The organism is Corynebacterium nasorum, from assembly GCF_022347325.1.
Classification (GTDB): domain Bacteria; phylum Actinomycetota; class Actinomycetes; order Mycobacteriales; family Mycobacteriaceae; genus Corynebacterium; species Corynebacterium kefirresidentii.
Genome location: NZ_JAKRDU010000001.1, coordinates 331,709 through 358,607 on the forward strand (window position 1 = coordinate 331,709; position 26,899 = coordinate 358,607).

23 protein-coding genes are annotated in these 26,899 nt (G+C 59.6%); 7 read left to right on the forward strand and 16 right to left on the reverse strand.

Features of this window, described 5'->3' with window-relative positions; translation table 11 throughout:
* Positions 1–3: 3 nt before the first annotated feature.
* Positions 4–1,392: a DNA polymerase IV gene (locus MHK05_RS01595; protein ID WP_239204343.1), complete on the reverse strand. Its 1,389-nt coding sequence runs from the start codon at positions 1,390–1,392 to the stop codon at positions 4–6.
* 158 nt (positions 1,393–1,550) lie between these two features.
* On the opposite strand from MHK05_RS01595, the gene MHK05_RS01600 reads away from it, so the two are divergent.
* The 6 genes from MHK05_RS01600 to MHK05_RS01625 all read left to right on the forward strand — a co-directional run bounded on the left by MHK05_RS01600 (position 1,551) and on the right by MHK05_RS01625 (position 7,822).
* Positions 1,551–2,531 carry an ABC transporter ATP-binding protein gene (locus MHK05_RS01600; protein ID WP_239204345.1) on the forward strand — a complete coding sequence of 327 codons (981 nt, stop codon included), beginning with the start codon at positions 1,551–1,553 and terminating at the stop codon, positions 2,529–2,531.
* Between the two features lie 9 nt (positions 2,532–2,540).
* Positions 2,541–3,602, forward strand: a complete 1,062-nt coding sequence (locus MHK05_RS01605; RefSeq protein ID WP_239204347.1) for an ABC transporter substrate-binding protein — start codon at positions 2,541–2,543, stop codon at positions 3,600–3,602.
* Positions 3,603–3,605: 3 nt separating this feature from the next.
* Positions 3,606–5,270, forward strand: coding sequence for an ABC transporter permease (locus MHK05_RS01610; RefSeq protein ID WP_239204349.1), 1,665 nt, complete (start codon positions 3,606–3,608; stop codon positions 5,268–5,270).
* Positions 5,260–5,883: a metallophosphoesterase gene (locus MHK05_RS01615; protein ID WP_239204351.1), complete on the forward strand. Its 624-nt coding sequence runs from the start codon at positions 5,260–5,262 to the stop codon at positions 5,881–5,883. Before MHK05_RS01610 ends, MHK05_RS01615 begins: the two co-directional genes overlap by 11 nt.
* A gap of 65 nt (positions 5,884–5,948) precedes the next feature.
* A complete protein-coding gene (locus tag MHK05_RS01620; RefSeq protein ID WP_023021215.1) occupies positions 5,949–6,593 on the forward strand; it encodes a GntR family transcriptional regulator in 645 nt (214 codons plus the stop codon).
* Complete coding sequence (locus tag MHK05_RS01625; protein ID WP_023021214.1) at positions 6,590–7,822, forward strand: MFS transporter; 1,233 nt, start codon at positions 6,590–6,592, stop codon at positions 7,820–7,822. Before MHK05_RS01620 ends, MHK05_RS01625 begins: the two co-directional genes overlap by 4 nt.
* 69 nt (positions 7,823–7,891) lie before the next feature.
* Here MHK05_RS01625 and ileS read toward each other — a convergent pair whose 3' ends face one another.
* Positions 7,892–11,062, reverse strand: a complete 3,171-nt coding sequence (gene ileS / locus MHK05_RS01630; protein WP_239204353.1) for an isoleucine--tRNA ligase — start codon at positions 11,060–11,062, stop codon at positions 7,892–7,894.
* 287 nt (positions 11,063–11,349) lie between these two features.
* Between ileS and MHK05_RS01635 the strand changes: the two genes are divergently transcribed.
* Positions 11,350–12,345, forward strand: a complete 996-nt coding sequence (locus MHK05_RS01635) for an HNH endonuclease signature motif containing protein (protein ID WP_239204355.1) — start codon at positions 11,350–11,352, stop codon at positions 12,343–12,345.
* Positions 12,346–12,401: 56 nt separating this feature from the next.
* Here the strand turns inward: MHK05_RS01635 and MHK05_RS01640 are convergent, their stop codons facing one another.
* The 14 genes from MHK05_RS01640 to MHK05_RS01705 form a co-directional block, all read right to left on the reverse strand.
* A complete protein-coding gene (locus MHK05_RS01640; protein WP_239204357.1) occupies positions 12,402–12,623 on the reverse strand; it encodes a zinc-binding dehydrogenase in 222 nt (73 codons plus the stop codon).
* A 99-nt stretch (positions 12,624–12,722) separates the two neighbouring features.
* Positions 12,723–13,898, reverse strand: a complete 1,176-nt coding sequence (locus tag MHK05_RS01645; protein WP_239204359.1) for a DivIVA domain-containing protein — start codon at positions 13,896–13,898, stop codon at positions 12,723–12,725.
* A gap of 204 nt (positions 13,899–14,102) precedes the next feature.
* Positions 14,103–14,396, reverse strand: a complete 294-nt coding sequence (locus MHK05_RS01650; protein ID WP_239204361.1) for a YggT family protein — start codon at positions 14,394–14,396, stop codon at positions 14,103–14,105.
* Positions 14,397–14,472: 76 nt separating this feature from the next.
* Positions 14,473–14,925 (reverse strand): cell division protein SepF, encoded by a 453-nt coding sequence (locus MHK05_RS01655; RefSeq protein ID WP_023021208.1) that lies wholly within the window; start codon positions 14,923–14,925, stop codon positions 14,473–14,475.
* Positions 14,926–15,029: 104 nt separating this feature from the next.
* Complete coding sequence (locus MHK05_RS01660; RefSeq protein ID WP_239204363.1) at positions 15,030–15,728, reverse strand: YggS family pyridoxal phosphate-dependent enzyme; 699 nt, start codon at positions 15,726–15,728, stop codon at positions 15,030–15,032.
* Entirely contained in the window at positions 15,728–16,459 is a 732-nt protein-coding gene (gene pgeF / locus MHK05_RS01665; protein ID WP_239204365.1) for a peptidoglycan editing factor PgeF, read from the reverse strand. The genes MHK05_RS01660 and pgeF overlap by 1 nt, the downstream gene beginning before the upstream one ends.
* A 24-nt stretch (positions 16,460–16,483) precedes the next feature.
* Positions 16,484–17,803, reverse strand: a complete 1,320-nt coding sequence (gene ftsZ, locus MHK05_RS01670; RefSeq protein WP_239204367.1) for a cell division protein FtsZ — start codon at positions 17,801–17,803, stop codon at positions 16,484–16,486.
* Between the two features lie 310 nt (positions 17,804–18,113).
* Positions 18,114–18,785 (reverse strand): cell division protein FtsQ/DivIB, encoded by a 672-nt coding sequence (locus tag MHK05_RS01675; protein WP_239204369.1) that lies wholly within the window; start codon positions 18,783–18,785, stop codon positions 18,114–18,116.
* Positions 18,785–20,248 carry a UDP-N-acetylmuramate--L-alanine ligase gene (gene murC / locus MHK05_RS01680; protein WP_239204371.1) on the reverse strand — a complete coding sequence of 488 codons (1,464 nt, stop codon included), beginning with the start codon at positions 20,246–20,248 and terminating at the stop codon, positions 18,785–18,787. The genes MHK05_RS01675 and murC overlap by 1 nt, the downstream gene beginning before the upstream one ends.
* On the reverse strand, positions 20,249–21,349 hold the full coding sequence (murG, locus tag MHK05_RS01685) for an undecaprenyldiphospho-muramoylpentapeptide beta-N-acetylglucosaminyltransferase (protein WP_239204373.1): 1,101 nt from the start codon (positions 21,347–21,349) through the stop codon (positions 20,249–20,251).
* Between the two features lie 23 nt (positions 21,350–21,372).
* Positions 21,373–22,773, reverse strand: a complete 1,401-nt coding sequence (locus MHK05_RS01690; RefSeq protein ID WP_023021201.1) for an FtsW/RodA/SpoVE family cell cycle protein — start codon at positions 22,771–22,773, stop codon at positions 21,373–21,375.
* A 28-nt stretch (positions 22,774–22,801) separates the two neighbouring features.
* On the reverse strand, positions 22,802–24,193 hold the full coding sequence (murD, locus tag MHK05_RS01695; protein WP_239204375.1) for a UDP-N-acetylmuramoyl-L-alanine--D-glutamate ligase: 1,392 nt from the start codon (positions 24,191–24,193) through the stop codon (positions 22,802–22,804).
* A gap of 41 nt (positions 24,194–24,234) precedes the next feature.
* Positions 24,235–25,341 carry a phospho-N-acetylmuramoyl-pentapeptide-transferase gene (mraY, locus tag MHK05_RS01700; protein WP_023021199.1) on the reverse strand — a complete coding sequence of 369 codons (1,107 nt, stop codon included), beginning with the start codon at positions 25,339–25,341 and terminating at the stop codon, positions 24,235–24,237.
* 27 nt (positions 25,342–25,368) lie between these two features.
* Positions 25,369–26,898: a UDP-N-acetylmuramoyl-tripeptide--D-alanyl-D-alanine ligase gene (locus MHK05_RS01705; protein WP_239204377.1), complete on the reverse strand. Its 1,530-nt coding sequence runs from the start codon at positions 26,896–26,898 to the stop codon at positions 25,369–25,371.
* Position 26,899 lies beyond the last annotated feature (1 nt).

Below are 26,899 nucleotides of genomic sequence, written 5' to 3' on the forward strand. Positions count from 1 at the left end.
TGCTTAGTCTTCGGTGGTGAGCCAATCCTGCCAATCAAGCGAGTCGAGCGGATCCGCCGGCACGAGCACGGGGTCATCGGCCGCGAAAGATTTGGTCCGGCCGGGCCCCGTGGCACGGGTTTCAAAGCGCACGCTCACTACCCCATGCCCGGCGCCCTGAATCCAGCCGTGGCCGTATTCGGGGTGGAATACGTCTTGCGTTGCGTGCCACTGGTTATCGGTTTCTTCTTCCACCGTCACCGTCGGTGTCGGTACTGGCGGCGCAACGTCGTCGCTCACTCCGGTTTCATAGTCCGTATCTGCCGGCGCGGGCCGCACGATTTCGCGGTCCAATTCCGGGAAGAGCACGTCCTGGCGGGCGGTTTCTAACCCGGAATAGCTCACTCCCACTAGGCGAATGGGCCCGAGCTCATCGGGATAGCGGGCGAGCTTGAAGGCGGCGGCGGTGAGCACGGCGGCGTCGTCAGTCGCGTACGGCAAGGTAGTTGAGCGTGACTCAATGTGAAAGTCCGCCATGCGCAGCTTCACCGTCACGGTGCGTGCGCCACGCCCATCCTTAAGCAGCCGGCGGTGCGCGTCCTCCGCCGCGCGGGCTATAGCTGCATCGACCTCCGGCACGGTTAGCAGATCCTTCGGGTAGGTGTGCTCGGTGGAAATCTGCTTAGAAATAGCGCGCGGCGCTACCTCTCGGTCATCAATACCGCGGGCCAGCTGCCACAGCTGCAGACCTACCACGCTGCCGATAGAAATCTCCACTTCCTTGCGCGTCATCGCCGCGAGCTGCCCAATGGTTTCCACCCCAATGGAATTCAGCTTCGCGCCGGTCACTGGGCCGACTCCCCATAGCTTGTTCACCGCAAGCGGGTGCAGCATTTCAAGCTGGCGCTCGGCCGGGATGACGAAGGTGCCATCGGGTTTCGCCTCGCCTGAGCCAATCTTGGCAAATTGCTTACCCGAACCCGCACCGATGGAGCACGGCAGCCCCGTCACCTTACGGATGAGCGCGCGCAATTCATCCGCCCAGCGTTTGACCTCATCCGCGCTCGCGCCTTGCAGGGCGGCGGGCTCCATAAAGGCCTCGTCGATGGAAAGTTGCTCGACGACTTCCACGTGTTGCGCGATGATGTCGAATACCCGGCGCGAGGCCGCCGAATAGACCACCCGGCGCGGCTGCACCACTACCGCGCGTAGCCCAACGAGCTGCTGCGCGCGGTACATCGGCATGGCCGAATGCGCACCGTACACGCGCGCCTCGTAGGAGGCGCCTGCCACCACGCCGCGTCCGCTGGTTCCGCCCACCAAAACCGGACGCCCCCGCAGCGTAGGCCGGGTCAGCTGCTCGACGGAGGCGAAAAACGCGTCCATGTCGATATGTAAAACCCAGCGTTGCATGCGGCCCAGTCTAATAGGCGTACCTCTACATGCACTCCTGGGTGTTTGCGTGCCGTTAATTAAAGCTTTAATCCCCTTCCATCTTCACGTCACCCACATGCAATATTACGGCCTTATCTTTTTCGAGGTTATTTCTTGAAGAAAGTATTTCGCTGATTATGGACTCACCCCACGTCATCTTGCGCGGCGTTAAGCGCGAATTCGCCGATAATACGGGCCTCCACGAGACCGATCTGAGCATCAACCGCGGTGAATTCGTCTCTATTCTCGGACCTTCCGGCTGCGGCAAGTCCACCCTGCTGCGTTGCATAGCCGGATTAGAAACGCCTGACGCGGGAACCATCTCCTTCGGAGAGATGGAGGTATTTGGCCCACTAACCAACGTAGCCGTCAATAAGCGCCGGCTTTCGATGGTCTTCCAGGACCTCGCACTGTGGCCACACATGACGGTGGAAAAGAACATCGAGTTTCCGCTGACCACCCCAGGCAATAAGGTGGCGGCAGGCCAACGGGCCGAGAAGGTCCGAGCCTGCATGGACATGGTGGGTATCGCTTCCAAAGCGAAGGCGCGGCCAAACCAACTTTCCGGTGGCCAACAGCAGCGCGTTGCCATCGCCCGCGCGTTGGTTTCTAATCCAGATGTCCTGCTTATGGATGAGCCGCTGTCCGCCCTCGACGCCGCGCTGCGCGTGCAAATCCGCGCAGAGCTCACCCAGCTGGCACAGGAGCTGGGGCTGACGGTCATCTACGTCACGCACGACCAAGCCGAGGCACTTGCCATGTCGGATCGCGTCGTAGTTATGACTCAGGGCCATATCGAACAATTCGCGGATCCAGTCACCCTTTACGAACAGCCGGCCACCGATTTCATCGCTGGCTTCGTAGGCACCATGAACCGCCACCCACAGCTACCCAGCGTACGTCCAGAAAATCTCACCGTCACCACTGCGGAGGAGGACACCGGCGCCTCCCCGCGCCGGGTCGAGGCGCAGGTTCTTGGCGCTCACTACATCGGTGGGCGCTACGAGTTGCGCTGCAATGTTCCCGGGGCCGAGGAGCCGTGGGTGGCATATTCACCGCGCCGCATCGCTCGCGGCGAGACCGTCCACCTCAACTATCCATCTTCTCTTTCTGCATAGGAGCCACACATGTTCACCAAAAAGTTTACTGCCGCTATCGCTACCACCGCTGCTGGAGCGCTCGCCTTGACCGGTTGCGGGTCCGTTGAGGACAGCACCGAAACCGCCACCGACGAGTCCACCTCTTCTGCTGAGAAGTGGAAAGCGCCTGAAGGTCTATCCGGCGAGGTGGATTACTACTCCGCTAACCCACAGGGTCTCACCGACGCCCTCGTGGAGGCCTTCGAAGAAAAGACCAACGTCCACGTCAATGTTTTTGCCGACACCACCGGAAAGATCACCGCCAAGCTCAAGGCAGAGGAGGCAAACCCGCAGGCTGACGTCGTCTACCTCGCCTCGTGGGCGGCAGCTAGCAAGCAGGACAAGTCCGGCGCTCTTGAAAAGTACACGCCGGAGGGAGCGGACAAGATTGAGTCCAAGTGGGCGTCGGAAAGCGGCACGTTTACCGGCCGCGATGGTTCGGCTCTAGCACTGGTAACCAACACCAACGTCGTGGACGAGGCCCCGAAAGACTGGGAGGACCTCACCGATGAGAAGTACAAAGACCAAATCATCATGCCGGACCCGCGCGAATCCGGTACCGCAGCCGACCTCATCGCGGCCATGGTGGACCAATGGGGCGAGAAGAAGACCTGGGACCTCTTTGACAAGCTCTTTGACAACGGCATGATCGTCCAAGGTGCCAATGGCCCAGCACTCGACCAGGTCACCTCCGGTTCCCGTGGCATCGTCCTCGGCGGCGTTGACTACTCCGCATACTCCGCGCAGAAAAAGGGTGAGCCGCTCGAGGTCGCCATCCCTACTTCCGGTACCACGGTCACCCCGCGCCCAGTCATGATCCTCAAGTCCTCCGATAACAAGGAAGCCGCAGAGGCCTTCGTGGACTTCATGTTCTCCGAAGAGGCACAAGAAATTTCCGCCTCCAAGAACATGATTCCGGCCAATAAGGACATCGCTCCAAAGAATGGCCCGAAGTTGGATGAGATTAAGACCCTCAACGATGACCTCGATGGCCTGGTTTCTCAGTCCAAGGACATCAAGGAAACCTTTGCCAAGCGCTATTTGAAATAACCAATGAGCTCCACCACCACTCCCCGACGTCGCCTTGGGATATACGGGATCCTTCTTATCTTGCTCGCCCTCGTCGCCGCACCACTGGCTTCCGTGTTGGTCAACGCGGCCGTGGGCTACCACGATGAGCCCTCAGCCCTAGGCAACATTGTCCAACCGGGCATGCTGCACATCCTTGGCAATACCATCTTGTTGTCCGTGCTGGTCGTGGCTTTTGCCACGCTCATGGCCGCCCCGCTCGCTTTTCTACGTGCGTGGACGCGCTTTAGCTCGGCCAACTGGATCGAGATCGCCGTCATGATCCCGTTTATGACTCCGCCCTTTGCGGCGGCAATGGCGTGGATGGATTTCACCCGCCGCGGTGGTGTCGCAGAGATGCTTCTCGGCCACGGCGCTGGCAAACTCGCCCACGATGTCATTTACTCGGTGTGGGGCATGGCCTTCATCATGGCCGTGGAGCTTTTCCCTTTCTTATATCTCATCCTGCGCACCTGCCTGAATTGCATTCCAGCGTCAACGTTGGAGATGGCCCAGGTAGCCGGCGCGAGCCGCTGGCAACAGGCCGTGCGCATCATCGCCCCAAATGTTATTGGGCCATATTCCCTTGGTGCACTCATCATCTTCATCAAGGCCGCCGGCGAGTTTGGCACCCCAGTTACGTTGGGCAATGCCATCGGATACAAGGTGCTCGTCTCCTCTATTTATGAAGACGTCACCATCGACCCCCTCGACTTTTCCAGCGCCGCCGCGTCCTCTTCGGTTCTCTTTGCCATTGGCGTGGCTGCGTGGGCATTCCAACAGTGGATTTCGCGCCACGATCTCACCGGCGGCGGACGTGTAAGCCGCCCCGTGCTCATCCGCCTCAGCCCCGTCGGCTCTATCCTCGGCGCACTCATTGCCGCAGTCATCCTCTTGGCCTCGGTGGTCATTCCCTATCTTTCCATCACTTTGTCCGCGATGACCATCCTGCGCTCGGCCCCACCTACGCTCAATAACCTCACCTTCGATTACTTCTCCATCGTTGTGCAGATGCCCACCGCACAGGAAGCGCTGATTCGCTCCATCGGCCTGGGCGCCCTTGGCGCCACCGCTGCCGTAGCACTAGGTGTCCTCGTCACGGTGCTCACCCGCCGCCAAAGCTTCATAGGCGCAAAGCTGAGCGATTTCTTGGCCGTCGCCCCCGATACCGTGCCGGGCATTGTGCTGGCCATTGGCTTTATTTTGCTCTGGAACTCTCCTTGGCTGCCCTGGTCGCCCTACGGCACGATGGGCATGCTGGTCATGGCTTTTACGGTGCTCTTTTTGCCCATGACTATTCAAAATATCAAGACTTCAGCCGAGTCCATCTCCCCCACCATGTACGAGGCCGCCGCGATTTCGGGTTCCTCAACTCTGCAAACTTTTGGGCGCATTACCCTGCCCTTGCTTGCTCCTGGCATCTTCGCTGGCTGGCTCCTCGCCTTCTTCGTAGGAATCCGCGAGCTGGTCATGTCCTCGCTCATTCGCCCCAGCCAGGTCAACCTCTTGGCTCCGTGGATTATGAACCAATTCGATCAAGGACACCGTGCCGAGGCCATGGCTATGACGCTCATCGGTGTCGGAACGTCCACAATTGTCTTGGTAGCTATCACGTGGTGGCAAAACCGAAAGGCCGCACATGCCCGCTAGCATTTTTGTCTTTGCCGATCTGCACCTAGGCCGCGCGGGCGCCCCCGGCTTGGACTGGGCCCTGCAGGCACTCGAGGTTGCCGCCAACAGAGGGGCCACAGCGTGCGTGTGCTTGGGCGATATCATTGACCGCAACGCTAACTCGGCCGAGTTTGTGCCTCAGGCCCGCACCGTTATGGCCCATGCAGTCACTTTGTTCAGCGAAGTCCACTTCATTTCCGGCAACCACGATACCCACCACCACCTGGACTTCCCGCCCGAGGTGACAGTCCACGGCACGCAGGTGCATACCTTTCGCATAGGAAACACCACGGTCCTAACCGCAGCGGTGGCCACCGATCCGGACCCGCGCCGCCTCCAGCTTCCTCCCCGCCGCAGCAACGGCCCCGTCCTCGGCCTCCTACATTCTTCCGTCACCGGTGAGTTTTCTAAAGGCACCTGCCTGCCGCTTTCCGTGGCTGAGCTACAGGCCTGCGAGGCCGATGCCTGGATCCTTGGGCACGTCCACACCCCGCACACGCTTGCCGACGCCCCCTTCATCGGCTGGGTCGGCATGGGCCACGGCTTACTCTTCGACCCCAATACGTGCCACGTCACACGATTGCCTAACTAGATTCGTTCCCCACAAAGTACACCTTCACGCTTGCTTGCATGCAAGCTTGTATGCAAGATGGATGCATGTCCAATGAACGAATGCAACCCGCTGCGGAGCGTGCCTATGACTTCGTCAAAGAGAAGATCATTGACGGCTCCTTCGAGCCCTCGCAGATGCTTTCCGAGGCCTCACTCGCTACCGAGATGGGGATTAGCCGCACCCCGATGCATGAAGCCTTTTTGCGCCTAGAGGTCGAAGGCTTCCTCCAGCTCTACCCCAGGCGAGGTGCACTTATCGTGCCGATTAGCCCGCAGGAAATCCGCGAGGTCTATGAGGCGCGCTTACTCGTAGACAGGCACTGCGCCGAAAAAATCTGTGCAATGTCAGATGCCGAGCGCGCGGACATTGCTGATCAGCTGGATGCGACCATCGCGGAGCAAGACACCGCCCTAGACGGCGCAGACCTACGCGCCTATGCCCAGCTGGACGCACGTTTCCACCAGATCATCATGGATGGCGGGGCAAATAGCCTGCTAGCCGGGCTGGGACACCAGCTGCGCGAACGCCAGCAGCGCTTTACCGCCACAGCCATTGGCCGCAATGTGGCCCGTGCCCGCACCTTCGTGGACCAGCACCGCACGCTTGCCGATGCCCTCCGCACCGGCGACCTCGACGCCTACCTCTCCACATTGGACACCCACCTAACCAACTCAAGGAATCAACTATGACCGAAAAGTTTGCCCAGCACTCATGGTTTCCCGTCGCCGGCAGCATGGTTGCCGTGGCGTGGGGCGGCAATGAGTTCACCCCTCTCCTAGTTATGTACCGCGAGCAATCACACTTCTCGCAGGTCACTGTCAACGGGCTCCTAGCCGCTTATGTGCTCGGCATCGTGCCGGCGCTGCTCATCTCTGGCCCGCTTTCGGACTACATCGGGCGCCGCCCCACAATGCTGCCTGCCGCACCCCTATCACTGCTGGGTTCATTCCTACTCTCCATCGCACCGAATGAGCCCCTCGTCATCGCCGTGGGCCGCATCATGTGTGGCTTGGCTCTAGGCATCGTCATGGCGGTCGGCTCCACGTGGGTGGCGGAGCTTATCACCCGCGCCGGCGGCGACCCCGCTGCTGGCCCGCGCCACGCTTCGATGTGCCTAACCCTAGGCTTTCTCATCGGCGCTGGCCTCGCATCGGTGCTGGCCCAATGGGGCCCGTGGCCAACCCATCTGGCCTATATCCTGCACATTCTCCTCACCGTAGCCACCGCCATCTGGTTGATGAATACCCCGGAGACTCGCCCACCACGTGGCGCCACGGTAAAAGATACCTTCCTCGACCTGAGCATCCGCGACATGCTGCGCATGCTGCACATTCCCTCCGCAGCCCACCGCCGCTTCGTGCGCATCGTCTTGCCGGTAGCACCGTGGGTCTTCGGCTGCGCTGGTGCCGCCTACGCGCTCTTGCCCCAACTTTTGTCCAAGTCTGCCAGTGAAGCACCCATTGCTTTCTCCGGCCTCATGACTGTTATCACCTTGGGCTGCGGCGTTGGCGTCCAAATGCTCGGCAAGGTCATTGACACCAGCCGGTCCGCCCGTGCTTCCGCGGTGGCAATGGGAGTTATCACCGTAGGCACCATCCTCGGTGCGGTTGCCTCTAGTACCCGTTCGCTGCCGCTCGGTATCGCCGGCGCAGCCGTCATGGGTGCAGGATATGGCCTAGCCCTTGTCGCCGGTCTATCCGAGGTCCAGCGCATCGCCCGCCCTGAAGAACTCGCTGGCCTCACCGCCGTGTACTACTCGGTGTCCTACACCGGCTTCTTTATCCCCATGGCCTTCAGCGCGCTCGCCCCGCTGCTCGGCTTTACCACCCTATTCCTCATTGGCGCCGTGCTTGCACTGTGCTGCCTAGTTAACGCGGTCCTCGGCTGGCGCGCTCACCTGCCCGGTCCAGTCCGCTAAGTCCTATCACTCATAAAAATTGCCCAGCCACGCCGGCTGGGCAATTATTTTTAGGTGGCAGCTAGCGCGCTACTGCTTGACGACGGTAGCGCTAACCCCCTTAACCACCTCGTGCACGCCCTCGCCATCAAGCGCCTCGGTGGTCACTTGGAAGTCGGTGGCGAGTACTTCACCGGCTATATGGTCGGCGTGACGCTCAGCCCATGCCTTCTTCGCCTCCGGTACGGCAAGTACGGCCGCGATGCGATCCGAAACCTCGAATCCAGAAGCCTTGCGGGCGTCCTGGAGGCCACGGATAACGTCAGCAGCCCAGCCTTCGGCCTCGAGCTCTTCGGTCACCTCAGTATCGAGTACCACAAGGCCATCGAGCCCGTCGATACGCGCGGTCGACTTCGGGTTCGCCGCCTGCAGGCGCTCCGTGTACTCATCCGGACCAAGCACAATATCGCCGTCAACTACTACCTCATCGCTGCGGCGCTCATAGTTGCCCGCCTTAAGGTTCTTGATGGCGCGCTGCACATCCTTACCCAAGCGCGGACCAGCGACCTTGGCATTGCAGACTACCTGGAAGGTGCCCACCGAATCGACGTCATCGGTAAGCTCAACTTCCTTAACGTTGACCTCGTCGCGAATGATATCGGCAAAGCCCGCCAAACGCTGTGCCCCTGCAAGAGCCACCGTCAGCTTCGGCAGCGGCAAGCGGTTGCGCAGTTTATTGGACTTGCGCACCGACGATGCCGCCGAGGCCACCGCACGGGTCGTATCCATCGCAGACACCAGATCTGCATCGGCTGGGTAATCCGCGGCCTGCGGGAAGTCCGCCAAGTGGACGGAACGCTCGCCGGTTAGCCCGCGGTAGATAACTTCCGCCACGTGCGGCAAAAGTGGCGCGACCACGCGAGTCACGGTTTCCAACACGGTGTACAAGGTATTGAATGCCTCAGGATGGGCTTCCTCTCCCTCCCAGAATCGCTCGCGCGAGCGACGCACGTACCAGTTGGTCAAAACGTCTGCGAACAGGCGCACCTCTTCGGTTGCCGTAGCGATATCGGTATCGGCAAGCGCCGCGTCCACCTTAGCTACGACATCGTGGGTTTTAGCCAAGATATAGCGGTCCAGAACATGCGTAGAGGTGGTGTCGAACTTAGCTTCCTTTTCCGCGTAGAGCTGCAGGAACGTATAGGCGTTCCAAATAGGCAAGATAGCCTGGCGCACGCCCTCGCGGATGCCCTGCTCGGTCACGATGAGATTGCCTCCGCGCAGGATAGGCGAAGACATAAGGAACCAGCGCATGGCATCCGAACCGTCGCGGTCAAAGACTTCATTGACGTTTGGATAATTGCCCTTGGACTTGGACATCTTGAGGCCATCGTTGCCCAGCACGATGCCGTGGGCTACGACCTTCTTGTATGCCGGACGATCAAACAGCGCGGTGGACAGCGCGTGCATCACATAGAACCAGCCACGCGTTTGACCGGAGTACTCCACGATGAAGTCAGACGGCGAGTGGGTTTCAAACCACTCTTTATTCTCGAAGGGGTAGTGCTTCTGCGCGAACGGCATCGAGCCGGACTCGAACCAGCAGTCCAATACGTCCGGCACGCGGCGCATCATAGACTTGCCGGTTGGATCGTCCGGGTTCGGGCGCACCAACTCATCGATGTGCGGGCGGTGCAGAGACTCCGGGCGGACGCCGAAGTCACGCTCCAGCTCATCCAAGGAGCCGTAGACATCCATGCGTGGGTAATTGTCATCATCGGACATCCAAACCGGGATTGGCGCACCCCAGTAGCGGGTACGCGAGATATTCCAGTCGCGCGCCCCCTCGAGCCACTTGCCAAACTGACCGTCCCGAATGTGCTCCGGCAGCCACTCGATCTCATTGTGGTTGAGCTCCACCATGCGATCGCGGAACTCGGTTACCTTCACAAACCAGGCTGGCAGAGCCATGTAGATTAGCGGCTCACCCGAGCGCCACGAATGCGGGTAAGAGTGCTCGATGGTCACGTGGCGCACCACTCGCCCAGCGGCCTTCAAGTCCTTGATGATGTCCTTATTGGCATCAAAGACCAGCTGTCCCTCATACGGCGGTACCTGCGAAGTGAACTTGCCGTCCTCGTCCACTGGGATAACCAGCTCGATATCGTACTGGTTAGTGGTATTCATATCGTCTTCACCAAACGCCGGAGCCTGGTGAACCACGCCGGTGCCGTCCTCGGTGGTGACGTAATCAGCAACCAATACCTGGTAAGCATTGCGCAAATCCGGGAAGAAACCAAAGATCGGCTCATAGGTAAAGCCCTCGAGCTGCGCGCCGGTAAAGGTCTCCAGTACCTCGGCCTCACCTAGTTCCTTTTCCAAGGTAGCCAGCAGGTTTTCCGCCATGATGAAGGTACGGCCAGCGAAATCACCCTCGGTGGCCTTAAAGAGCGCGTAGGTAACCTCTGGGTGAACCGCCAAAGCCTCATTAGAAGGCAAGGTCCAGGGGGTGGTAGTCCAGGCGAGGAAGGAGGCGTCGGCAAGCGCGGGGTGCTCCGCCAGCGTCTTTTCTGCCGCGCTTCCCTCACGAGCACCCTCCACAGGGAAGGTAACCGTCAGGGTCGGATCCTGGCGCATCTTATAGGAATCATCCAGTCGGGTCTCCTGGTTGGACAGAGAAGTATGCTCTGCCCAAGAGTAAGGCAGGACACGGAATCCCTTGTAGATCAGGCCTTTGTCATAAAGCTCCTTAAACGCCCACATGACCGATTCCATGTAGTTGATGTCCATGGTCTTGTAGCCGTTATCAAAGTCCACCCAGCGGGCCTGGCGGTTGACGTATTCTTCCCACTCGTCGGTGTATTCCAACACGGACTTAGCGCAGTATTCATTGAACTTTTCCAAGCCCATGTCCTCGATCTGCGCTTTATCAGTAATACCCAGCTGCTTTTCCGCTTCCAGCTCGGCGGGCAGACCGTGGGTATCCCAGCCGAAGACACGAGGCACGTAGTTGCCTGCCATGGTGCGATAGCGCGGAACGATATCTTTTACATAACCGGTCAACAGGTGACCATAGTGCGGCAAGCCATTAGCAAAGGGAGGGCCATCATAGAAGATGTATTCTGGGCAATCCTTTGTCTTTTCTAGTGAAGCCTGGAAGGTATCATCCTGCTTCCAGTACTTCTGAACTTCCTCTTCCATATCCGGGAAGCGACTTGAGCCTCCGGTCATGTCAACCTTGGGGTAAATCTTTTTCGCCATTACAATCCTTCACTCATCACTCGGTGCAGGGACGCGCCTGTCAGGCTCGCGGTACCACCCTGCTTGAGCCCGAAGGCTCCGCTTCGTTTCGGTGAAGGAGTTGACGGTCCCACCCGTTCAGTTCTACTAGGCCGCACTGGCTGTTCTTCTGAATTGCTCCCCGGTGATGGCCGGATCACTGCATGTAGCACAAAGTATAGCGCCCCAGAATCTTCGTGCACAATAGTTATCCACAGGCTAAAAATTTTCCCTTGTGGGGGCTTGCGCGGGGCAATAAATTGTGAGTCGTGAACGCGCTAGATACTTACCTCGCAGCCATGGCACCTGGGATGGACATCGTCCTTGGGTGCGCAGGCATGTCTGAGGACGACCTCTGCGCACGGGGCGCTGCCGAAAAGACTGCCCGCGAGCTGGCCTTGTTAAAGGAAGCATACTGCGGCACGACCAAGTTCACGGGGAAACGTCGCCGCGCTATCGAAGGCGCCCAGCACAATGGGCATTCCATTGTTGCCTTATCCATCATTGAAAAGTATGCGCGGAAAATGCCTACGCTTTTCGACGCCTGGGTTCTCCGCGAACAACTCTGCACTACCAAGGCCACAGCAGGGGCGCTGGAGAAGCTGGCTCAGTCCAAAGTCCCGAAGAAAAAGCGCACCGTGAAACCAGGCGTGCGCATCATCCGACGCAAAGATGCTCCGTGGACGCTTGCGATCGATGGATCGTCTTCGTTTATTGCGGATTTGCACGCAGCGGTAGAAAACCAGAATAAAAAGCCGCTAGATGTGGTGGAAGATACCTTCTTCGGGGACGATAGCGCACAACGGAGCACCGTAGTAACCAATGTTATCGTGCGGCTGGAAGATTACGTACGCATCGTCAACGGTGACGGTGAGGAAATCACCCTGCAGATGACAAACGGGGCAACGCTTTCGGGTGCGCAATACTTGCGCCGCACGTTAAAGGAACATGGACTCATCACGCTGGTCAGCCCCTACGAAGGCGCGGTGAACCTGTATCGCACGGAGCGCTTCGCCAATGCTAAGCAGCGATTGATGGCGGGTGCAGAAAATCCTGTGTGCCCGTGGCCGCGGTGCGCTAAGCCCGCCGACGAATGCCAAATTCACCATTTGGACCCCTGGCTACAGGGTGGATTGACCAATATCGCAAACTTATCCACAGCCTGCGCCTACCACAATGGAGCCAACGACGACGATCCCAACGCCCCGCCGCTACGCGGACGGCTTAGCCGCACGAATGGACAGATTCGGTGGCAGCCCCCCTGACTGCTAGGACAAGACCGCGAAATAAGGCGCCTCGAGCGCCTTTTTGGCGTGCCATTTTAGTTCTCGCGTAAAGCCTCGCGCAACGAATCTTGCTCAGGGTGTTGTGCTGCCCGGGCTTTATCGCTGCGGTGCTTATGCGCCCAGTCCAGAATAAAGCACACCAGACCGAGGCCAGCGGCGGCGAATACGACATACAGCGACCAATCGGCTCCCGAGATGACGAAATTGACCAAGGCTACGAATGCCACGAGGGCGAGAACTAAGGCGGCAACAAGCACAATGGTTCCTTTCGGTTAGGTCGGGATAGAGCACCACGGTCTAAAACAACAATAGCGCCCCCGCAGCGGTGGCGGGGGCGCTAGAGAGAACGCGGTGGATTAGTTATTGCCAGCTTCGCCGTTCGGTGCGGCGGTGCCGCGAGTAGCCAGCTCTTCCAGCTGAGACTCGAGCAAGGTCTTCAGGCGAGTGCGGTACTCGCGCTCGAAGGTACGCAGCTCGGAGATACGAGCCTCCAGTGCGGTCTGCTGCTGCTTGACCGTGTTCATAACCTCGGTGTGCTTGCGCTCAGCATCGGCCTGCAAGGAAGCAGCCTTCTCCTCAGCCTGACGGATTTGTGCCTCAGCACGGGAGGACGCATCGGACTCGGTCTGCTTTGCCTTAGCCTCGGCGTCAGACACCAGCTTCTTGGAGCGGGAATCCGCGTCCTGCAGCTGGGCATCGTACTTCTTCTGGGCGTCGGCAAGCTGCGCCTTGGAACGAGAGTCTGCGTCGGTCAGCTGCTTCTCGGCGGCGGTGCGTGCCTCCGACAGCATGGACTCGGACTCCGCACGGGCCTCGGAGGTCAGGCGGTCTGCCATCTCCTGTGCCAGACCCAGAACGCGAGCGGCCTGCATGTGGGTTTCTGGGGTAGCCAGACCATCTGCAGTCTGAGCTGCACCAGCGCCTGCAAGGCCTGCAGCTGCAACGCCGGCCTTGGAAGAACCAGCTGCGGAAGCGGACTTCTTCAGCTCATCATTTTCCTTCTTGGAAGCCTCAAGGTCCTTCTTTGCCTGTGCAGCCTCTGCACGAGCTGCCTCGGCTTCCTTCTTTGCCTGTGCTGCCTCATTGCGAGCGGCCTTCAGGTCTGCAGAAGCGGAAGCGGCAGCAGAGCCGGTCTCCTGTGCCTTGGAAGCCTCCGCCTGGGCTGCCTTTACCTGTTCGCGCGCCTTCTTGGTTTCTTCCTTAGCGCGGGACAGCTCGGACTTGGAGTCCGCCAGCTTGGTTTCGTACTCGGCGCGCAGCTTGGCCTCAATCTCCTTGCGCAGTGCAGCCTCATCGGTACGAGCGGACGCTGCCGTTGCGGTACCAGCGGCACCGGCGCCAGCGCCAGCCTTGGCCTGAGAGTTGAGATCGCTGACCTGTGCCTGTAGGTCTTCGTTCTCATCCTGCAGCTGGGCGAGCGCATCCTCTACGAGGTCGAGGAACTGATCCACCTCGTCTTCGTTGTAGCCGCGCTTGCCAATGGGCGGCTTGCTGAACGCGACGTTGTGAACATCAGCTGGTGACAGTGGCATGTCTTCTCTTCCCCTTCAGGTTGATACAACCCCGGAGGTTCCAGGGCCTTAGGAGCTGCGGTTCAGGTCTAACTAAACCTTCCCCACAAAGGTACATGTGGTTCATAATACGGGTTATCGCGATTTATCGTAACCAAACGACCACAATAATCGACGCCCCGCCGAGTCTCAACGTTTACCACAGGTTGCGAGGCGACGGGGGTGCTAACCGAAAAATACGATTTGCAAGATTCGTGTAAGTATCGAAAGCAAAATAAATAGCACGAGCACCGATACGTCGAGGGCCACCCCGCCCATCTGGAGCGGCGGGATCAAACGGCGTAGCGCCTTTACCGGCGGATCCGTAATTACAAACAGTGGCTCCGCCACAACCATAAACCAACGTGGCGGGTTAAACTGCCGGGAGAAGGATTGAATCATCTCAATGATGATGCGGGCGATGAGAACCCACGTATAAATCTGCACGAGCAGGATAAGAATAATTCCGAGTTGTGTCACAATAACCGAGCCTATCTAATAGACCCCCGCAGGTGCCCAATCGGCACCCCGCGGGGGTCAAGAGAAACTTACCGCTTTAGCGCAGGCCGGCGGCGCGCTCGAGCTCGTGCCTAGCGATGTCCGCAGACTTCGGCACGATAGAAAAGACCTTGCGCTCGGTATCCAATCCCTTGGTGAGGTTAAGCATGCGCCCTTCCAAGCCGAAGCAGAGACCGGCAGCGAAGTCGATGAAGCGCTTTGCGGTGGCCTTGTCGGCGTCGGTAAGCTCAAAGACCACTGCGTCGCCGTCGCGGAAAGGCTCGCCCACCTTGGCAGCGTCATTGAAAGACGTCAGCGAAATAGCCACGATGGTCGGCACAAACTCTTCTTTCACCGGAGCAGGCTCATAAGACTGCGGAGCACGACGCGGGGCGTAGGCGGAGGAGGCATTTTCGGAATAACGCGGCTCCTCGCTGTAGTAGGCATCGTCTTCTTCGATGTCCACCGGGCCCAGCCCGAAGAAATCCTTCGTCTTATCAATGAATGACATTTTTGGGTCTCCCTCTGACCTAAATTTGTACAAGTCTAAACGCGCAAAATGTGTCTAGTGTGACTCATGTGATTTACGCTGTGAAATGCGCTTTTGCAATGCTTTCAACCTACTGGCCGCGGCCCCATGATACTGGTTCCGACACGCACGATATCGCTGCCCGCAGCAATTGCTTCGGCCATGTCCGCGCTCATTCCAGCAGACAATTTCAGCGGGCGCTTCAGCGCGGCAGATAGCCGGTCGACCTCATCTCGCACACCGCGAAAGACCTCGCCCGCATCGGCGTCGAGGGGCGGGACTACCATGAGGCCAGCGAAGTCGAGATGTTCGCTTCCTTCTACTGCTTCGACGAGCTCGTCGAGCGCGTGGCGAGAAACGCCTCCGCGAACGTCATCGCCATCGGCAGACACTTGGACAAAGACCGGCAGGTTGCTCTCGCGCTCCCCTCGTTCCTTTGCCAAGGCGACGCCCCGTTCCAAAGCCTGAGCAAGTTTGAGGGAATCAAGCGAATGAACGCTGGCCGCCCAACGAGCCACGTGATTGGCCTTTTTGGTCTGGATCTGGCCGATCATATGAAAGCGCAGCTGTGGCAGTTCAGCCGCTTTGGCGCGAGCTTCTTGCTCCCGGTTTTCGGCAACGTCACTAACCCCGAGTTCAGCAAGAAGGGCGATATTCGCAGCTGGATGAAACTTCGTCACCGGCAGTAGCTGCGGGGGCTTGCGGTCTGCTTGCGCCGATAGCCGTTCAATTTCGGCTCGAGTGGCGGCGAGATTTTCTCGAAGCTGTGCTTTACGGTCTGCCATTAGTTAGCCTCCAACCAGATCAGCCCGGCCTGGCGGCCGGTAGTGCCTTCGCGGCGATAGGAAAAGAAATTTTCGTCTTCAATTGTGCAGCGCGGATCGGATTCAATCGCGGTGATGCCGAGGCCCATGAGCTGGCGGATCAAACCTGCGCGAACGTCAATTCCCCAGGTTCCTTTCGACGTCCTCGTCTTCGAACCGGGCAGCCGACGTTCTACATCCTCAGCCATCTCTTTCGGCACCTCGTAGTTTTTGCCGGAGGCAGCTGGTCCCATAACCACCTGGATGCGCTCGGGCTGAGCGCCGAGTTTCTCCATTTCGCGCACGGTATTAACGATGATGCCGTTGCGGGCGCCCAAGCGGCCAGCGTGGGCGGCGGCGATGACACCAGCGGCGACGTCGACAAGCAGAACCGGCGTGCAATCTGCAACAAGGACGCCCAGTCCAAGGCGGCGCTGCGTGGTGACAATCGCGTCGGTGGCTGACACAGGTTCATCCTGTGGACCATCGATAACGGTGACTGTATTGGTGTGTAGCTGTTCCATCCACACGATATCGTCCACGCCGGTCACGCGCTTTAAGCGGTCGCGATTTGCGGCAACCGCGGCGGGGTCATCGCCGACATGGAGCCCTAGGTTAAAAGAGTCATATGGAATAGCAGACGCCCCGCCGGCACGGCTGGTAAAGACCATGCGGACGGGGCGTTTGGTGCGATGTTCCTCGTTTACTGGCATGCACACCAGCGTAGCGCTTTGCGCTTAGCGCATGAAGGAAGGCACGTCCAGATCGTCGTCGCCATCATCATCGCGGCGCTGGGACGGGCGAGACAGACGGTAGTCATCGCGACGCTCCTCGCGGGAGAAACGGTCAGAGTTGGTGAACAGACCGGTAGATTCTGGGCGGCGCTCCTCGACAGGGCGCTCTGGGGTGTAGCGCTCCCGCTCCTGGCCGGCACGCGGCTCGTAGGAGTGGCGCGGGGAGTAATCATCTTGTACCGGCTCGGCCGCACCAGGCTGTGCCGGAGCCGGGGTGACGGGCTCTGCGGCCGCGCGCTGGCGATTGTCAAAAAGGGACCCCGGCTTGCGCTGTTCCTGCTGCTTCTGCGGTTGTGCAGCGGCCTGGGTCATATTGGCCTCGGCATCAAAGCCGGTGGCAATGATGGTGATGCGGATTTCATCACCCAAGGTGTCATCGATGATGGTACCGAAGATAAGGTTGACGTCTTCGTCAGCGCGCTCCTCCACCATGGAAGCCGCGGCATTAACCTCGTGCAGGCCAAGGTCGGAGCCGCCGGCGATGGACAACAGCACGCCCTTGGCGCCTTCCATCGTCGATTCCAATAGCGGGGAATTAATGGCCTGCTCGGCAGCGGTCATGGCGCGATTATCGCCGCGGGCAGAGCCGATGCCCATCAGGGCAGAGCCGGCGTCGGACATGACGGAGCGGACGTCGGCAAAGTCGACGTTGATCATGCCTGGGATGGTGATCAGATTGGTAATACCCTGCACACCATTGTGCAGCACCTCATCGGCGGCGCGGAAAGCCTCAACAATGGAAAGCTCTTCCCCACCGAGCTGCATCAGGCGGTCATTCGGAATAACGATAAGCGTATCGCATACCTCACGCAGCTCTTCGATGCCGGCCATAGCCTGGCGGGTACGGCGGGCACCCTCGAACTTGAACGGACGGGTGACAACGCCCACGGTCAACGCGCCCATCTTCTTCGCGATGGATGCCACAACCGGAGCGGCACCGGTGCCGGTACCGCCGCCTTCGCCAGCAGTCACGAAGACCATATCGGAGCCTTGCAGGGCGTCTTCGATTTCGGACTTATGATCTTCTGCGGAGGTCTTGCCCACCTCAGGATTAGCGCCGGCACCGAGGCCACGGGTGGCCTCGCGGCCGATATCCAGCTTGGTATCGGCATCAGAGAAGATGAGGGCCTGAGAGTCAGTGTTGATGGCGACGAACTGAACGCCCTTGAGGCCTTCTTCGATCATGCGGTTGACGGCGTTGACGCCGCCACCGCCGACGCCGACGACCTTGATATCCGCGAGATTGTTATTGGAAGAGATCATGTGAGTTGGTCTCACCTTTCGCTACTTTAAGTCTGCACGTGCATTAAACGAGGAATGTAATGCGGTCCGCCGAAAACGAATCGCGTTCCTTTCCATCTTTAACGACAGCCGTGTAATTTTCACGCACATTTTGCGCGTGTCGAGACCCTCAAGTTGCACTTTAGGGTTGTTCACCTGCGGTTTTGTTAGTCACACCCGCACCATCCGCCCCACATTGGTGCCAGAGAAAAAGGCCCCTGCAGCGCACGCGCTTAAGCGGCGCTGCAGGGACCACAGAAGGGTAAAAAATGCGTCCGGGGGCACCCGTCCCCTATCCGCGGGTGGTCACCAACTCAGGGTTGGAAATATTCCACTCGCGACCTTCCATCTTCAACACGGTGGCAAAGGCACGCGCCTTGTCATCATCATTGGAGTCGCTCGCACCCCAAAAGACGCGGCGGCCATCCTTAGTGGTAAAGACGAGCGAGTATTCATCGGCCACATCAAGGGTTCCTACTTGGTTGCGCAGATCATCCGATAACGCAGCGATCGCGCGCACCGCGTCTTGGGTTTGGCGGGAGCCGCTATCAACAGAACCAGTAACCTCAACCGCGCCGGCGGGAGGCTCCGCGGAGGTAAATTCCTCGCCCTTATCATCAATCAGGAAAGGCTTATTATCGCGCTTTACAAAAGCCACAGCCTTGTGTTCTTCCACATTGATAGTCAAGGTGGAGGGAAAATCGCGCGAGACAGTTACCGAATCAACCCAATCCAATCCAGCAACACCGGAGGCTGCCTTGCCTGCATCTACGCGCAGGAGGTTTTCTCCTTTGGCAACCCCAGCGGCCTCCTCTACCTGCGCGGCATCAAGCTGGTGGGTACCTTCCACCTGAAAATGGCGGACTTTTAAGATGGGCACCGTCCACACTACGACGGCAATGATCAAGGCTACGACAACGACAGCTGCACTGATCCCGGCAATGAGCTTGGTGGATACGCGCACTAGCTCGCCCGCAATTCATCGAGAATTTCTGCCGCGACCATAGTTACCGAGCCAGCACCGATGGTCAGCACGACATCGCCAGGTTCTACGAGCGAAACAACGTCGCGGGCAGCGGCAGAAAAATCTGGTTCGAAGATGACCTGCATGTCGCTTGGCATCTTATCGGTAATGATGCGGGAGGTAATTCCCTCCACAGGTTGTTCGCGCGCGCCGTAGATGTCGAGGACTACGGCGGCGTCGGCAAGCGAGAGCGCTTGGGCAAACTCGGCGTCGAATTCCATGGTGCGCGAGTACAGGTGCGGCTGGAAGCAGGCGATGACACGGCCGCCGTGGCCTTCGGCCTCAACCTTTGCCCGAGCGGCGCGCAGAACTGCAGCAACCTCGGTGGGATGGTGCGCATAGTCATCAAAGACGCGCGCGGGCTTTCCCTGCTTGTCGACGCTCCCCCGATACTCAAAGCGCCGGCGCACACCGCTAAAATCAGCCAATCCCTCAGCAATGGCAGCCGGGGCGCCACCGGAAAGCACACCAGCCAACAAGGCACCCATCGAGTTAAGCACCATGTGGTGTCCCGGGATCTGCAGCTCGTAGCGCACAGTTTCAGAGATGCCAGGAAGGTTAACCTTTACGGTGGTGTCCATCCCTTCAGCGGTGGTCTCCTCGCGTTCCAGCTCAGCGGCCAGCGGCACGGTTGAGGTAAAAGACTTGTCCGCTGCGCCATAGGCCACGACGTTGATGCCGCGCTCCTGCGCACGCTCGCCTGCTTGGGCGGCGGGCTCATCCTCGGCGCAGACAACAAGATAGCCGGTATCTGGGGTGACCAGGCCAGCAAAGTCATCGAAGACCTTGAAGTAAGCCTCCTCGCTGTGGAAGAAGTCGAGGTGATCGGGCTCGATGGTCGTCAGCACCGCAACATCGGGGCTGTAGCGCAGCAGGGAGGCATCGGATTCATCAGCCTCGGCGACAAAGGCCTCACCGGTGCCGCCGTGGGCGTTGGTGCCCGCGCGATTGAGCTGGCCGCCGATGGCAAAGGAAGGATCGAGACCTGCGTGTTGCATCGCACTCACGGTCATCGACGTCGTGGACGTTTTGCCGTGCGTGCCGGCTAGCAATACCTGCTTGTGGCCTTCCATCAATGCGGCGAGCAAATCGGAGCGGCGGATGACGGGGATATCGTTTTCCTGCGCGGCTACTAGCTCCGGATTGTCTTGCGGAATGGCAGCGAAGGAAGTCACCACGACGGTCGGCAGTTCACCCGATAGGCGCAGGTTTTCGGCAGCGTGCCCGATGGCGATCTTCGCGCCCATGGTGCGCAGCACCTCCACCGGGGTGGAGTCTTTTACATCGGAACCGGTAACCACGGCGCCGCGCGTGGCAAGAATTCGCGCCAGCCCCGACATGCCAGAGCCACCAATGCCGATAAGGTGAACGCGGTGGAGATCGTAGTGTGCGGGATCAGTCATTTATTTTTCCTTCCTTCCGGCGGCGGTTTCGGCCTCGGACACGCGGGCAGCGATGCGGTCTGCGATGGTATTGGCCACGTCGCCGGCGCTGGCGTGGGCGGCGGCATGCGTCATCGATGCTAGACGTTTAGGGTCATCGAGAATGCCGCGCACCTCAGAGATAAGACGCTCAGGGGTCAGCTCCGCATCGGGAATCTGGATGGCAGCGCCCGCCTCGACCACTTCACGGGAATTGAGCGCTTGTTCACCGTTACCATGCGGCAACGGCACGTAAATCGCTGGCAGCCCTGCGGCAGATACTTCGGCAACGGTCATAGCACCGGAGCGACATACGACGAGATCGGCTACCGCAAGGGCCGAGCCCATATCCTCGATATACGGCAAAGCAGCGTAGTTCGGATGTGCTGCGGGCTCTTCATTCTTCTTGCCATAAGCATGAAGGAGCTGGAAGTCCTTGGCTAGGTCTTCCACTGCCCCAGCAACCGCGCGGTTGATGCTGGCTGCGCCTTGGGAGCCGCCAGTAATGAGGACGGTGGGAAGCTCGGCCAAGTTCCACTTGGTGCGCGCGCCTGCAGCAAGGGTCCCCTCCGGGTCCTCCGCCAAGCTCGGGCGCACGGGAATGCCCACGACCTCACCCGGCATTCCGGAGTCCGGGTGGGCGTTTAGGCCGATGCCGCCCATTTTCACGCCGAGCTTATTGGCGATTCCGGCTAAGGCATTGGTTTCCAAAACATAGAACGGGATCCCGAGGGAACCCGCAGCAATATAGGCTGGGCCGGCCACGTAGCCGCCGGTGCCAAAGACAACGTCTGCTTCGACGTCCTTGAGTACCTGCTTGGCCTCCCTCACCGCGCGGGAGAGGTTAAACGGTAGCTTGAAAAGCTGCGCGTTGATTTTGCGCGGAATCGGCACGGGGGTAATCAGTCTAAGGTCCACGCCTCGGGCGGGAATGATATCGCGCTCAAGGCCCTTTTCGGTACCGAGAGCAGTGATGCGAGCGCCGTGGCGCTCACGCAAAGCTTCGCCCACGGCAAGGGCGGGTTCAATGTGTCCGGCAGTGCCGCCACCTGCAATGACGACGGAAACAGGCGTGGAATTCATAGCCTAAAGGCTACCAGCGCCACCTATCGATAGCGGCGCTCGGCGCGCGGATAGCGGCGGCCGCTTCCAGTCACCGGGCGACCAAATTGCTCTTCGCGCACACGGGAGCGTGGCTCCTGCGGGCGGGCGTGACGCCCCCGCTGCTTCTTTTTCGGCTTAGACACCGGCTGCGGCTCGCCGATGAAAAAGAGGCGATCAAAAAACGGGCGGCCAAAGTTCTGCATTGCGGAAATCTGCATCGGCTCGTGGCGCGCTACATTGCACAGCACGCCCATCGAACCGATGGTGATAATCGCCGCGGTACCGCCGGCGGAGATCATGGGCAGCTGAATACCGGTCACTGGCAGCAGGCCAATGACATAGCCAATATTGACGAAGGCCTGGGTAACCACACCGATGGTCAACGAGGCGGCGAGCAAAGATTGGAACTGATTCTGTGCCCGCATCGCGGTGCGCAGGCCCACATATCCCAAAGCGGCAAAGAGGAAGATAACGAGCGCGCCGCCCCACCAGCCAAGCTCCTCACCCACGATGGCGTAAATAAAGTCATTCTTCGCCTCTGGCAGGTAGAACCACTTGGCGCGGGATTGGCCGATACCAACGCCCCAGAAGCCGCCGTCGGCAAGCGAGAGAAAGCCCTGATAAGACTGGAAACCAGTGCCTTGAGTATCGGAGATATTGCCCAACAAGGCGTCGAAATAGGTGTGGAAGCGATTCGAGCGGAAACCGCCTTTCAAGAAAATCCCGATCAACCCCAAGACCGCGGCAACGCCAATCGTTGCGGGGACTCTCCAGTCAACGCCGGCGAAAATGAGGGTAAAGACCACCACGATGGCGAAGGACAACGCCATGCCCATGTCCCCTTGACCGACGATGAGCAAAAACATTCCTGCAGAAATAAAGGAATACATCATGAAGGGGTCAGAAAGCTTCATGGATTTGTGTTCCTTGTCAGCCAGGACGCTCGCACCAAACATGCCTACGGCAATGCGCGCGAGTTCCGAAGGCTGCAAGGAAAACGGACCGAGGTAAATCCACGACTGCGAACCCACCTCTTCACGGCCGGTGCCTACACCGGGGATAAGCACCGCAATGAGCAAAATGATAGAAAGGCCCACGATCCACGGCACGCACTTGCGCAAAGTATGTGGCGAAACCTGCAGGCCCAGCCAAAAGGCAAGGAGACCAAAAAACACCATGACGCACTGCCGTAGCGCCTGGTTCCACACCCCGCCGTCCTCCGTCAATGACGTGGCCATTGAAGAGGAAAAGACCATGAGCACACCAATGCCCACGAGCGTGAAAATGATAAAGCGCAACAGCTGATAATCCAGGCCGGCCTGCTGGCGGGCTTGCTCGCGCAGCTCACGAACGCGGTCGCCAAAGCTCTTGGAGCGCGGGCGCTGCTGGGAGGTGGCCGTCATATGTTCTCCTGATCTTCAATATCTAGCTCTAGTCGCGGGTGAGCTCCCGCGCGGCTGCGGCAAAGAAGTCACCGCGTTGAGCCATGCCGGTATACATATCCAACGATGCCGCAGCCGGTGCCAAAAGGACGGTATCCCCGGCTTCGGCGTGTTGCAGTGCAGCATCCACCGCTGCATTCATGGCCGCGGCAGGGTCGTTGCTTTCGATAACGTCTACAGGTGCATGTGGTGCGTGTTCGGCCAGTGCCTGGGCGATTTCTTGCCTATCCGCGCCGAGAACTACCGCGGCCTTGATCTGGGCGGCGTGCTTGGCGACGAGCCCGTCTACCTCCGCCCCCTTCAACTGCCCGCCGGCAATCCATAAAACGGAATTGAGCCCTTTTAGCGCTGCATCCGCTGCGTGTGGGTTGGTGGCCTTGGAGTTATCGATGAAACTGATACCGGAATGCTCATGAATCACAGCGCCACGGTGCCCGGCGACGGTATACGCTGCCAGCCCCTGCGCGATGGAGCGCGGGCTAGCGCCTGCCAAGCGCGCGACGCTTGCTGCGGCCGCAGCGTCCAAGACTCCTGCCAAGCCAGCGGGCTCGATACCCTCGGCGGAAGCGAGATCCTCCCGCTCCTGGGTGAGCCGAGAGAGAAGGCGGCCGGCGCTTACGCCTACCTCCCCCTCTGCAGGTTCAGCGGCGGTAAAGCCGTATAGATTAGCTGTATTCTCGGCGTAGCGCACCGCCGCGGCATCGTCCTTGCCCACGACGGCGGCTTGGCCGTCGAGCACCTTGGCTTTGGCCTGCGCATAAGCGTCGAACGAGCCATGCCAATCGAGGTGGTCTTCTGCCAAGTTCAACAGCACGCCCACATCTGGGCGCAACTGGCTAGACCAGTGCAGCTGGAAAGAAGAAAGCTCGGCACAAAGGACGTCGACGCAAGGGGTGGCGGTGAGGGCGTCGAAAAGCGAAACGCCAATATTGCCCACCGCCAGTGCGCGCTTGCCGGTGCGCTCGGCATCGGCCTGCATAATCTGGGCCAACATTCCGGTGGTGGTGGTTTTGCCGTTAGTTCCGGTGACCACTAACCAGGTGCGCGGTGCCCCGAAGACGCCGGATCGGTCCAAGCGATAGGCAAGCTCCACATCGCCGATCACCTCTACCCCAGCGTTCTGAAAAGCAACCAACAAAGGCGAGTCAGGACGCCAGCCGGGCGAGGTAATCACGAGGTCAAACTCGCTTTGGGCAGCGGAGTCAACGGAAACCGTAGCTACGCCGTAGTCCTCCGCCAACGCCTCTAGAGCATCTTCGTTGGAATCTGCCACGGTAGTATCCACGCCGAGTCTGGTGAGCATAGCGACGCAACCGCGCCCGGATACTCCCGCCCCAGCCACGAGCACGCGACCGCGCAAGGAGGATGGCAACTCGGTCATCTGTTTTCCTCTTTCCTCGATAAAACTAGAAGGCGTGAGTCTTAAGAACTAAAACCGACCGCGGACAGCCAGTCACCATAAAAGATGCATACGCCGGCAATGGCGGCCATGGCGCTGAGCAACCAAAAGCGAGTGACCACGGCGGTCTCTGCCCAGCCACCGTTTTCAAAGTGATGGTGGATGGGCGCCATGCGGAAAAAGCGCTTTCCGGTGCTGCGGAAGACGATGATCTGGATAACCACGGAGACCGTCTCAATAACGAAGATGGCGCCGATGATGATCATGAGCAGCTCGGTACGGGTGGTCACGGACAGGCCAGCGACGAGACCACCGAGTGCTAGTGAGCCGGTATCGCCCATAAAGATTTTCGCCGGTGCGGCATTCCACCACAAAAAGCCCAAGCAACCACCCAGGCCAGCTGCAGCCAGCACGGCGAGGTCGAGTGGATCACGGACCTCATAGCACCCCGCCGCAGGCGACACCGCGCAAGAATTGCGGAACTGCCAGAAGGAAATGAGCGCGTAGGCTCCCATGACCATCGCAGTGGTGCCGGCGGCCAAGCCGTCGAGGCCATCGGTGAGGTTTACGGCATTCGACCACGCCGCGATGAGTAGATAGAGAAAGACCAAGAAAACGATGGTGCCGATAATGGCGCCGCCTACGGCGATATCGAAGGTGTCAAAATCGCGGACGAAGGACAGGTTTGTCGACGCCGGGGTCAAGCCGTGTGCATCGGGGAACTGCAGTGCCAAGATGCCGAAGATAAGCGCGACGGCTAGTTGACCTACCAGCTTGGCGGTCTTATTGAGGCCGAGGTTACGCTTTTTAAACAGCTTGATGAAGTCATCGGCAAAGCCCAGTCCGCCCAAGCCCATGGTGAGGAAGTAGACCAAGAGACCGGAGGGGCTAAAGCCACCGTTGCCCGTCACGCGGGCGTAAATGCCCACCACAAGGTAGGCCACAGTGATGGCGAGCAAAATCGCCAGTCCGCCCATAGTTGGGGTGCCGCGCTTGCGTAGGTGCAGCTGTGGCCCGTCCTCACGGATTTCCTGCCCCTTGCCTACGCCGGAAAAATAGCGGACCAACATGGGAGTGGTAAAAATCGCGACGAGGAAGCTGAGGATGCCCGCGATAATGATCTGAGTCATTGCTGGTCTTTCTCCTTGTACTGAGGACTAACGGCGATTGAGCTTTTCTGCCACGCGCCACAGGCGCTGGGCATTCGATGACTTGATGAGGACAACGTCTTTGGCCTCGCGCTCCGCCCAGTCTTCGATGCCGGCAGGCGCTACCCTAATGATGTCTTCGACCGCCGCCGCAGCGGTGTCAACATCTGGGCTGATAGTAGTATTTATACCCTGCGCCCGTGCGGCCTCGACCATCGCCCTCATATTCTCGTTATCTCCCACGGCCACGAGGTAGCCAACGTGGTATTTGGAAAGGACCTCGCCCAATGTGCGGTGGGCAGCCACCGCTTCGCCGCCGAGTTCTCCCATCTCACCGAGCACGGCGATGGCACGGGCATCCGGACGGGCGGCTGAGGTATAGGCCAGCGCGGCAATCGCCGCGTGCATGGAATCGGGATTGGCATTATAGGAGTCATCGATGGTGGTGACTCCATCGCGGCGGGTGCGTACGTCCATGCGGTGTTCGGAGGCATTTTGGTGCCCCGATAGCGCGCTGGCTACCACCTGCGGGTCCATGCCTGATTCAATGGCTGCGGCCGCCGCTGCCAAAGCATTAGATACTTGGTGCCGGCCAAAGACCTGCAGTTTTACTGGAAGCGGGTCTGTGCCCGGCGCATGCAGCACGAACGAGGGGCGGGCCACATCAGCGAGCTGGATTTCACTGGCGTAGTACTGGGCGTCGGCAGCCGGCGGCTTATTTGCCGAGTAGTAAACCACCTTTGCTGAGGTGCGTGGCGCCATGCCGGCGACAAAGGGATCATCGGCATTGAGCACAGCGACCCCGCCCTCAGCGGCCGAGGGCAGGGCCTCCACAAGCTCGCCTTTGGCTTGGGCGATGTTTTCACGCGAGCCAAACTCGCCTAGGTGAGCGGTGCCGACGTTGAGCACTACGCCCACGGTGGGTGCGGTAATAGTTGTCAGGTGGCGGATATGGCCAATTCCGCGGGCAGACATTTCGGCAACAAGGAAGCGAGTGTGCTCATCACAGCGCAAAGCGGTATAGGGCAGACCGACCTCGTTATTAAAGGAACCAGGAGGGGCAACGGTATCGCCCTCTGCGCGGAAAATAGTGGCCAGCAGGTCCTTGGTGGAGGTCTTTCCGGCTGAGCCGGTCACACCGACTATCTCTAGGCCCTGCTCCGCGGTCAGGCGGCGGGTGACTTCCCTGGCAATATCGGACAGCGCCTGGACAACCGCAGCGGCAGAGCCGTCCTCGTCGTGAGCATAGATATCCGCGTTCGCAGCATCACCGGTAACGCGGCCTTGAGGCTTGACGATGACCGCCGGAACGCCGACCGGCCGCGCGGCAAGCACCGCTACAGCGCCCTGCTCAATGGCCTTTTCCGCATAATCGTGGCCATCCACTCGGGCGCCGGGCAGGGCTAGAAACAACCCACCTTTGGTTACCTTCCGGGAATCGAATTCGATGAACCCGGTAACGCGCTGATCTGGGTCGGAAACGCAATCGAGGCTGCCCCCGGTGATTTCGGCAATATCGGCAATAGAAAGTGGAATCATG

What these genes read in the sequence shown, in the direction of transcription:
- MHK05_RS01595 (WP_239204343.1), bottom strand. Translation starts at nt 1,392, where the DNA reads ATGCAACGCTGGGTTTTACATATCGACATGGACGCGTTTTTCGCCTCC.
- MHK05_RS01600 (WP_239204345.1), top strand. Translation starts at nt 1,551, where the DNA reads ATGGACTCACCCCACGTCATCTTGCGCGGCGTTAAGCGCGAATTCGCC.
- MHK05_RS01605 (WP_239204347.1), top strand. Translation starts at nt 2,541, where the DNA reads ATGTTCACCAAAAAGTTTACTGCCGCTATCGCTACCACCGCTGCTGGA.
- MHK05_RS01610 (WP_239204349.1), top strand. Translation starts at nt 3,606, where the DNA reads ATGAGCTCCACCACCACTCCCCGACGTCGCCTTGGGATATACGGGATC.
- MHK05_RS01615 (WP_239204351.1), top strand. Translation starts at nt 5,260, where the DNA reads ATGCCCGCTAGCATTTTTGTCTTTGCCGATCTGCACCTAGGCCGCGCG.
- MHK05_RS01620 (WP_023021215.1), top strand. Translation starts at nt 5,949, where the DNA reads ATGTCCAATGAACGAATGCAACCCGCTGCGGAGCGTGCCTATGACTTC.
- MHK05_RS01625 (WP_023021214.1), top strand. Translation starts at nt 6,590, where the DNA reads ATGACCGAAAAGTTTGCCCAGCACTCATGGTTTCCCGTCGCCGGCAGC.
- ileS (WP_239204353.1), bottom strand. Translation starts at nt 11,062, where the DNA reads ATGGCGAAAAAGATTTACCCCAAGGTTGACATGACCGGAGGCTCAAGT.
- MHK05_RS01645 (WP_239204359.1), bottom strand. Translation starts at nt 13,898, where the DNA reads ATGCCACTGTCACCAGCTGATGTTCACAACGTCGCGTTCAGCAAGCCG.
- MHK05_RS01655 (WP_023021208.1), bottom strand. Translation starts at nt 14,925, where the DNA reads ATGTCATTCATTGATAAGACGAAGGATTTCTTCGGGCTGGGCCCGGTG.
- MHK05_RS01660 (WP_239204363.1), bottom strand. Translation starts at nt 15,728, where the DNA reads ATGGCAGACCGTAAAGCACAGCTTCGAGAAAATCTCGCCGCCACTCGA.
- pgeF (WP_239204365.1), bottom strand. Translation starts at nt 16,459, where the DNA reads ATGCCAGTAAACGAGGAACATCGCACCAAACGCCCCGTCCGCATGGTC.
- ftsZ (WP_239204367.1), bottom strand. Translation starts at nt 17,803, where the DNA reads ATGATCTCTTCCAATAACAATCTCGCGGATATCAAGGTCGTCGGCGTC.
- murC (WP_239204371.1), bottom strand. Translation starts at nt 20,248, where the DNA reads ATGACTGATCCCGCACACTACGATCTCCACCGCGTTCACCTTATCGGC.
- murG (WP_239204373.1), bottom strand. Translation starts at nt 21,349, where the DNA reads ATGAATTCCACGCCTGTTTCCGTCGTCATTGCAGGTGGCGGCACTGCC.
- MHK05_RS01690 (WP_023021201.1), bottom strand. Translation starts at nt 22,773, where the DNA reads ATGACGGCCACCTCCCAGCAGCGCCCGCGCTCCAAGAGCTTTGGCGAC.
- murD (WP_239204375.1), bottom strand. Translation starts at nt 24,193, where the DNA reads ATGACCGAGTTGCCATCCTCCTTGCGCGGTCGCGTGCTCGTGGCTGGG.
- mraY (WP_023021199.1), bottom strand. Translation starts at nt 25,341, where the DNA reads ATGACTCAGATCATTATCGCGGGCATCCTCAGCTTCCTCGTCGCGATT.
- MHK05_RS01705 (WP_239204377.1), bottom strand. Translation starts at nt 26,898, where the DNA reads ATGATTCCACTTTCTATTGCCGATATTGCCGAAATCACCGGGGGCAGC.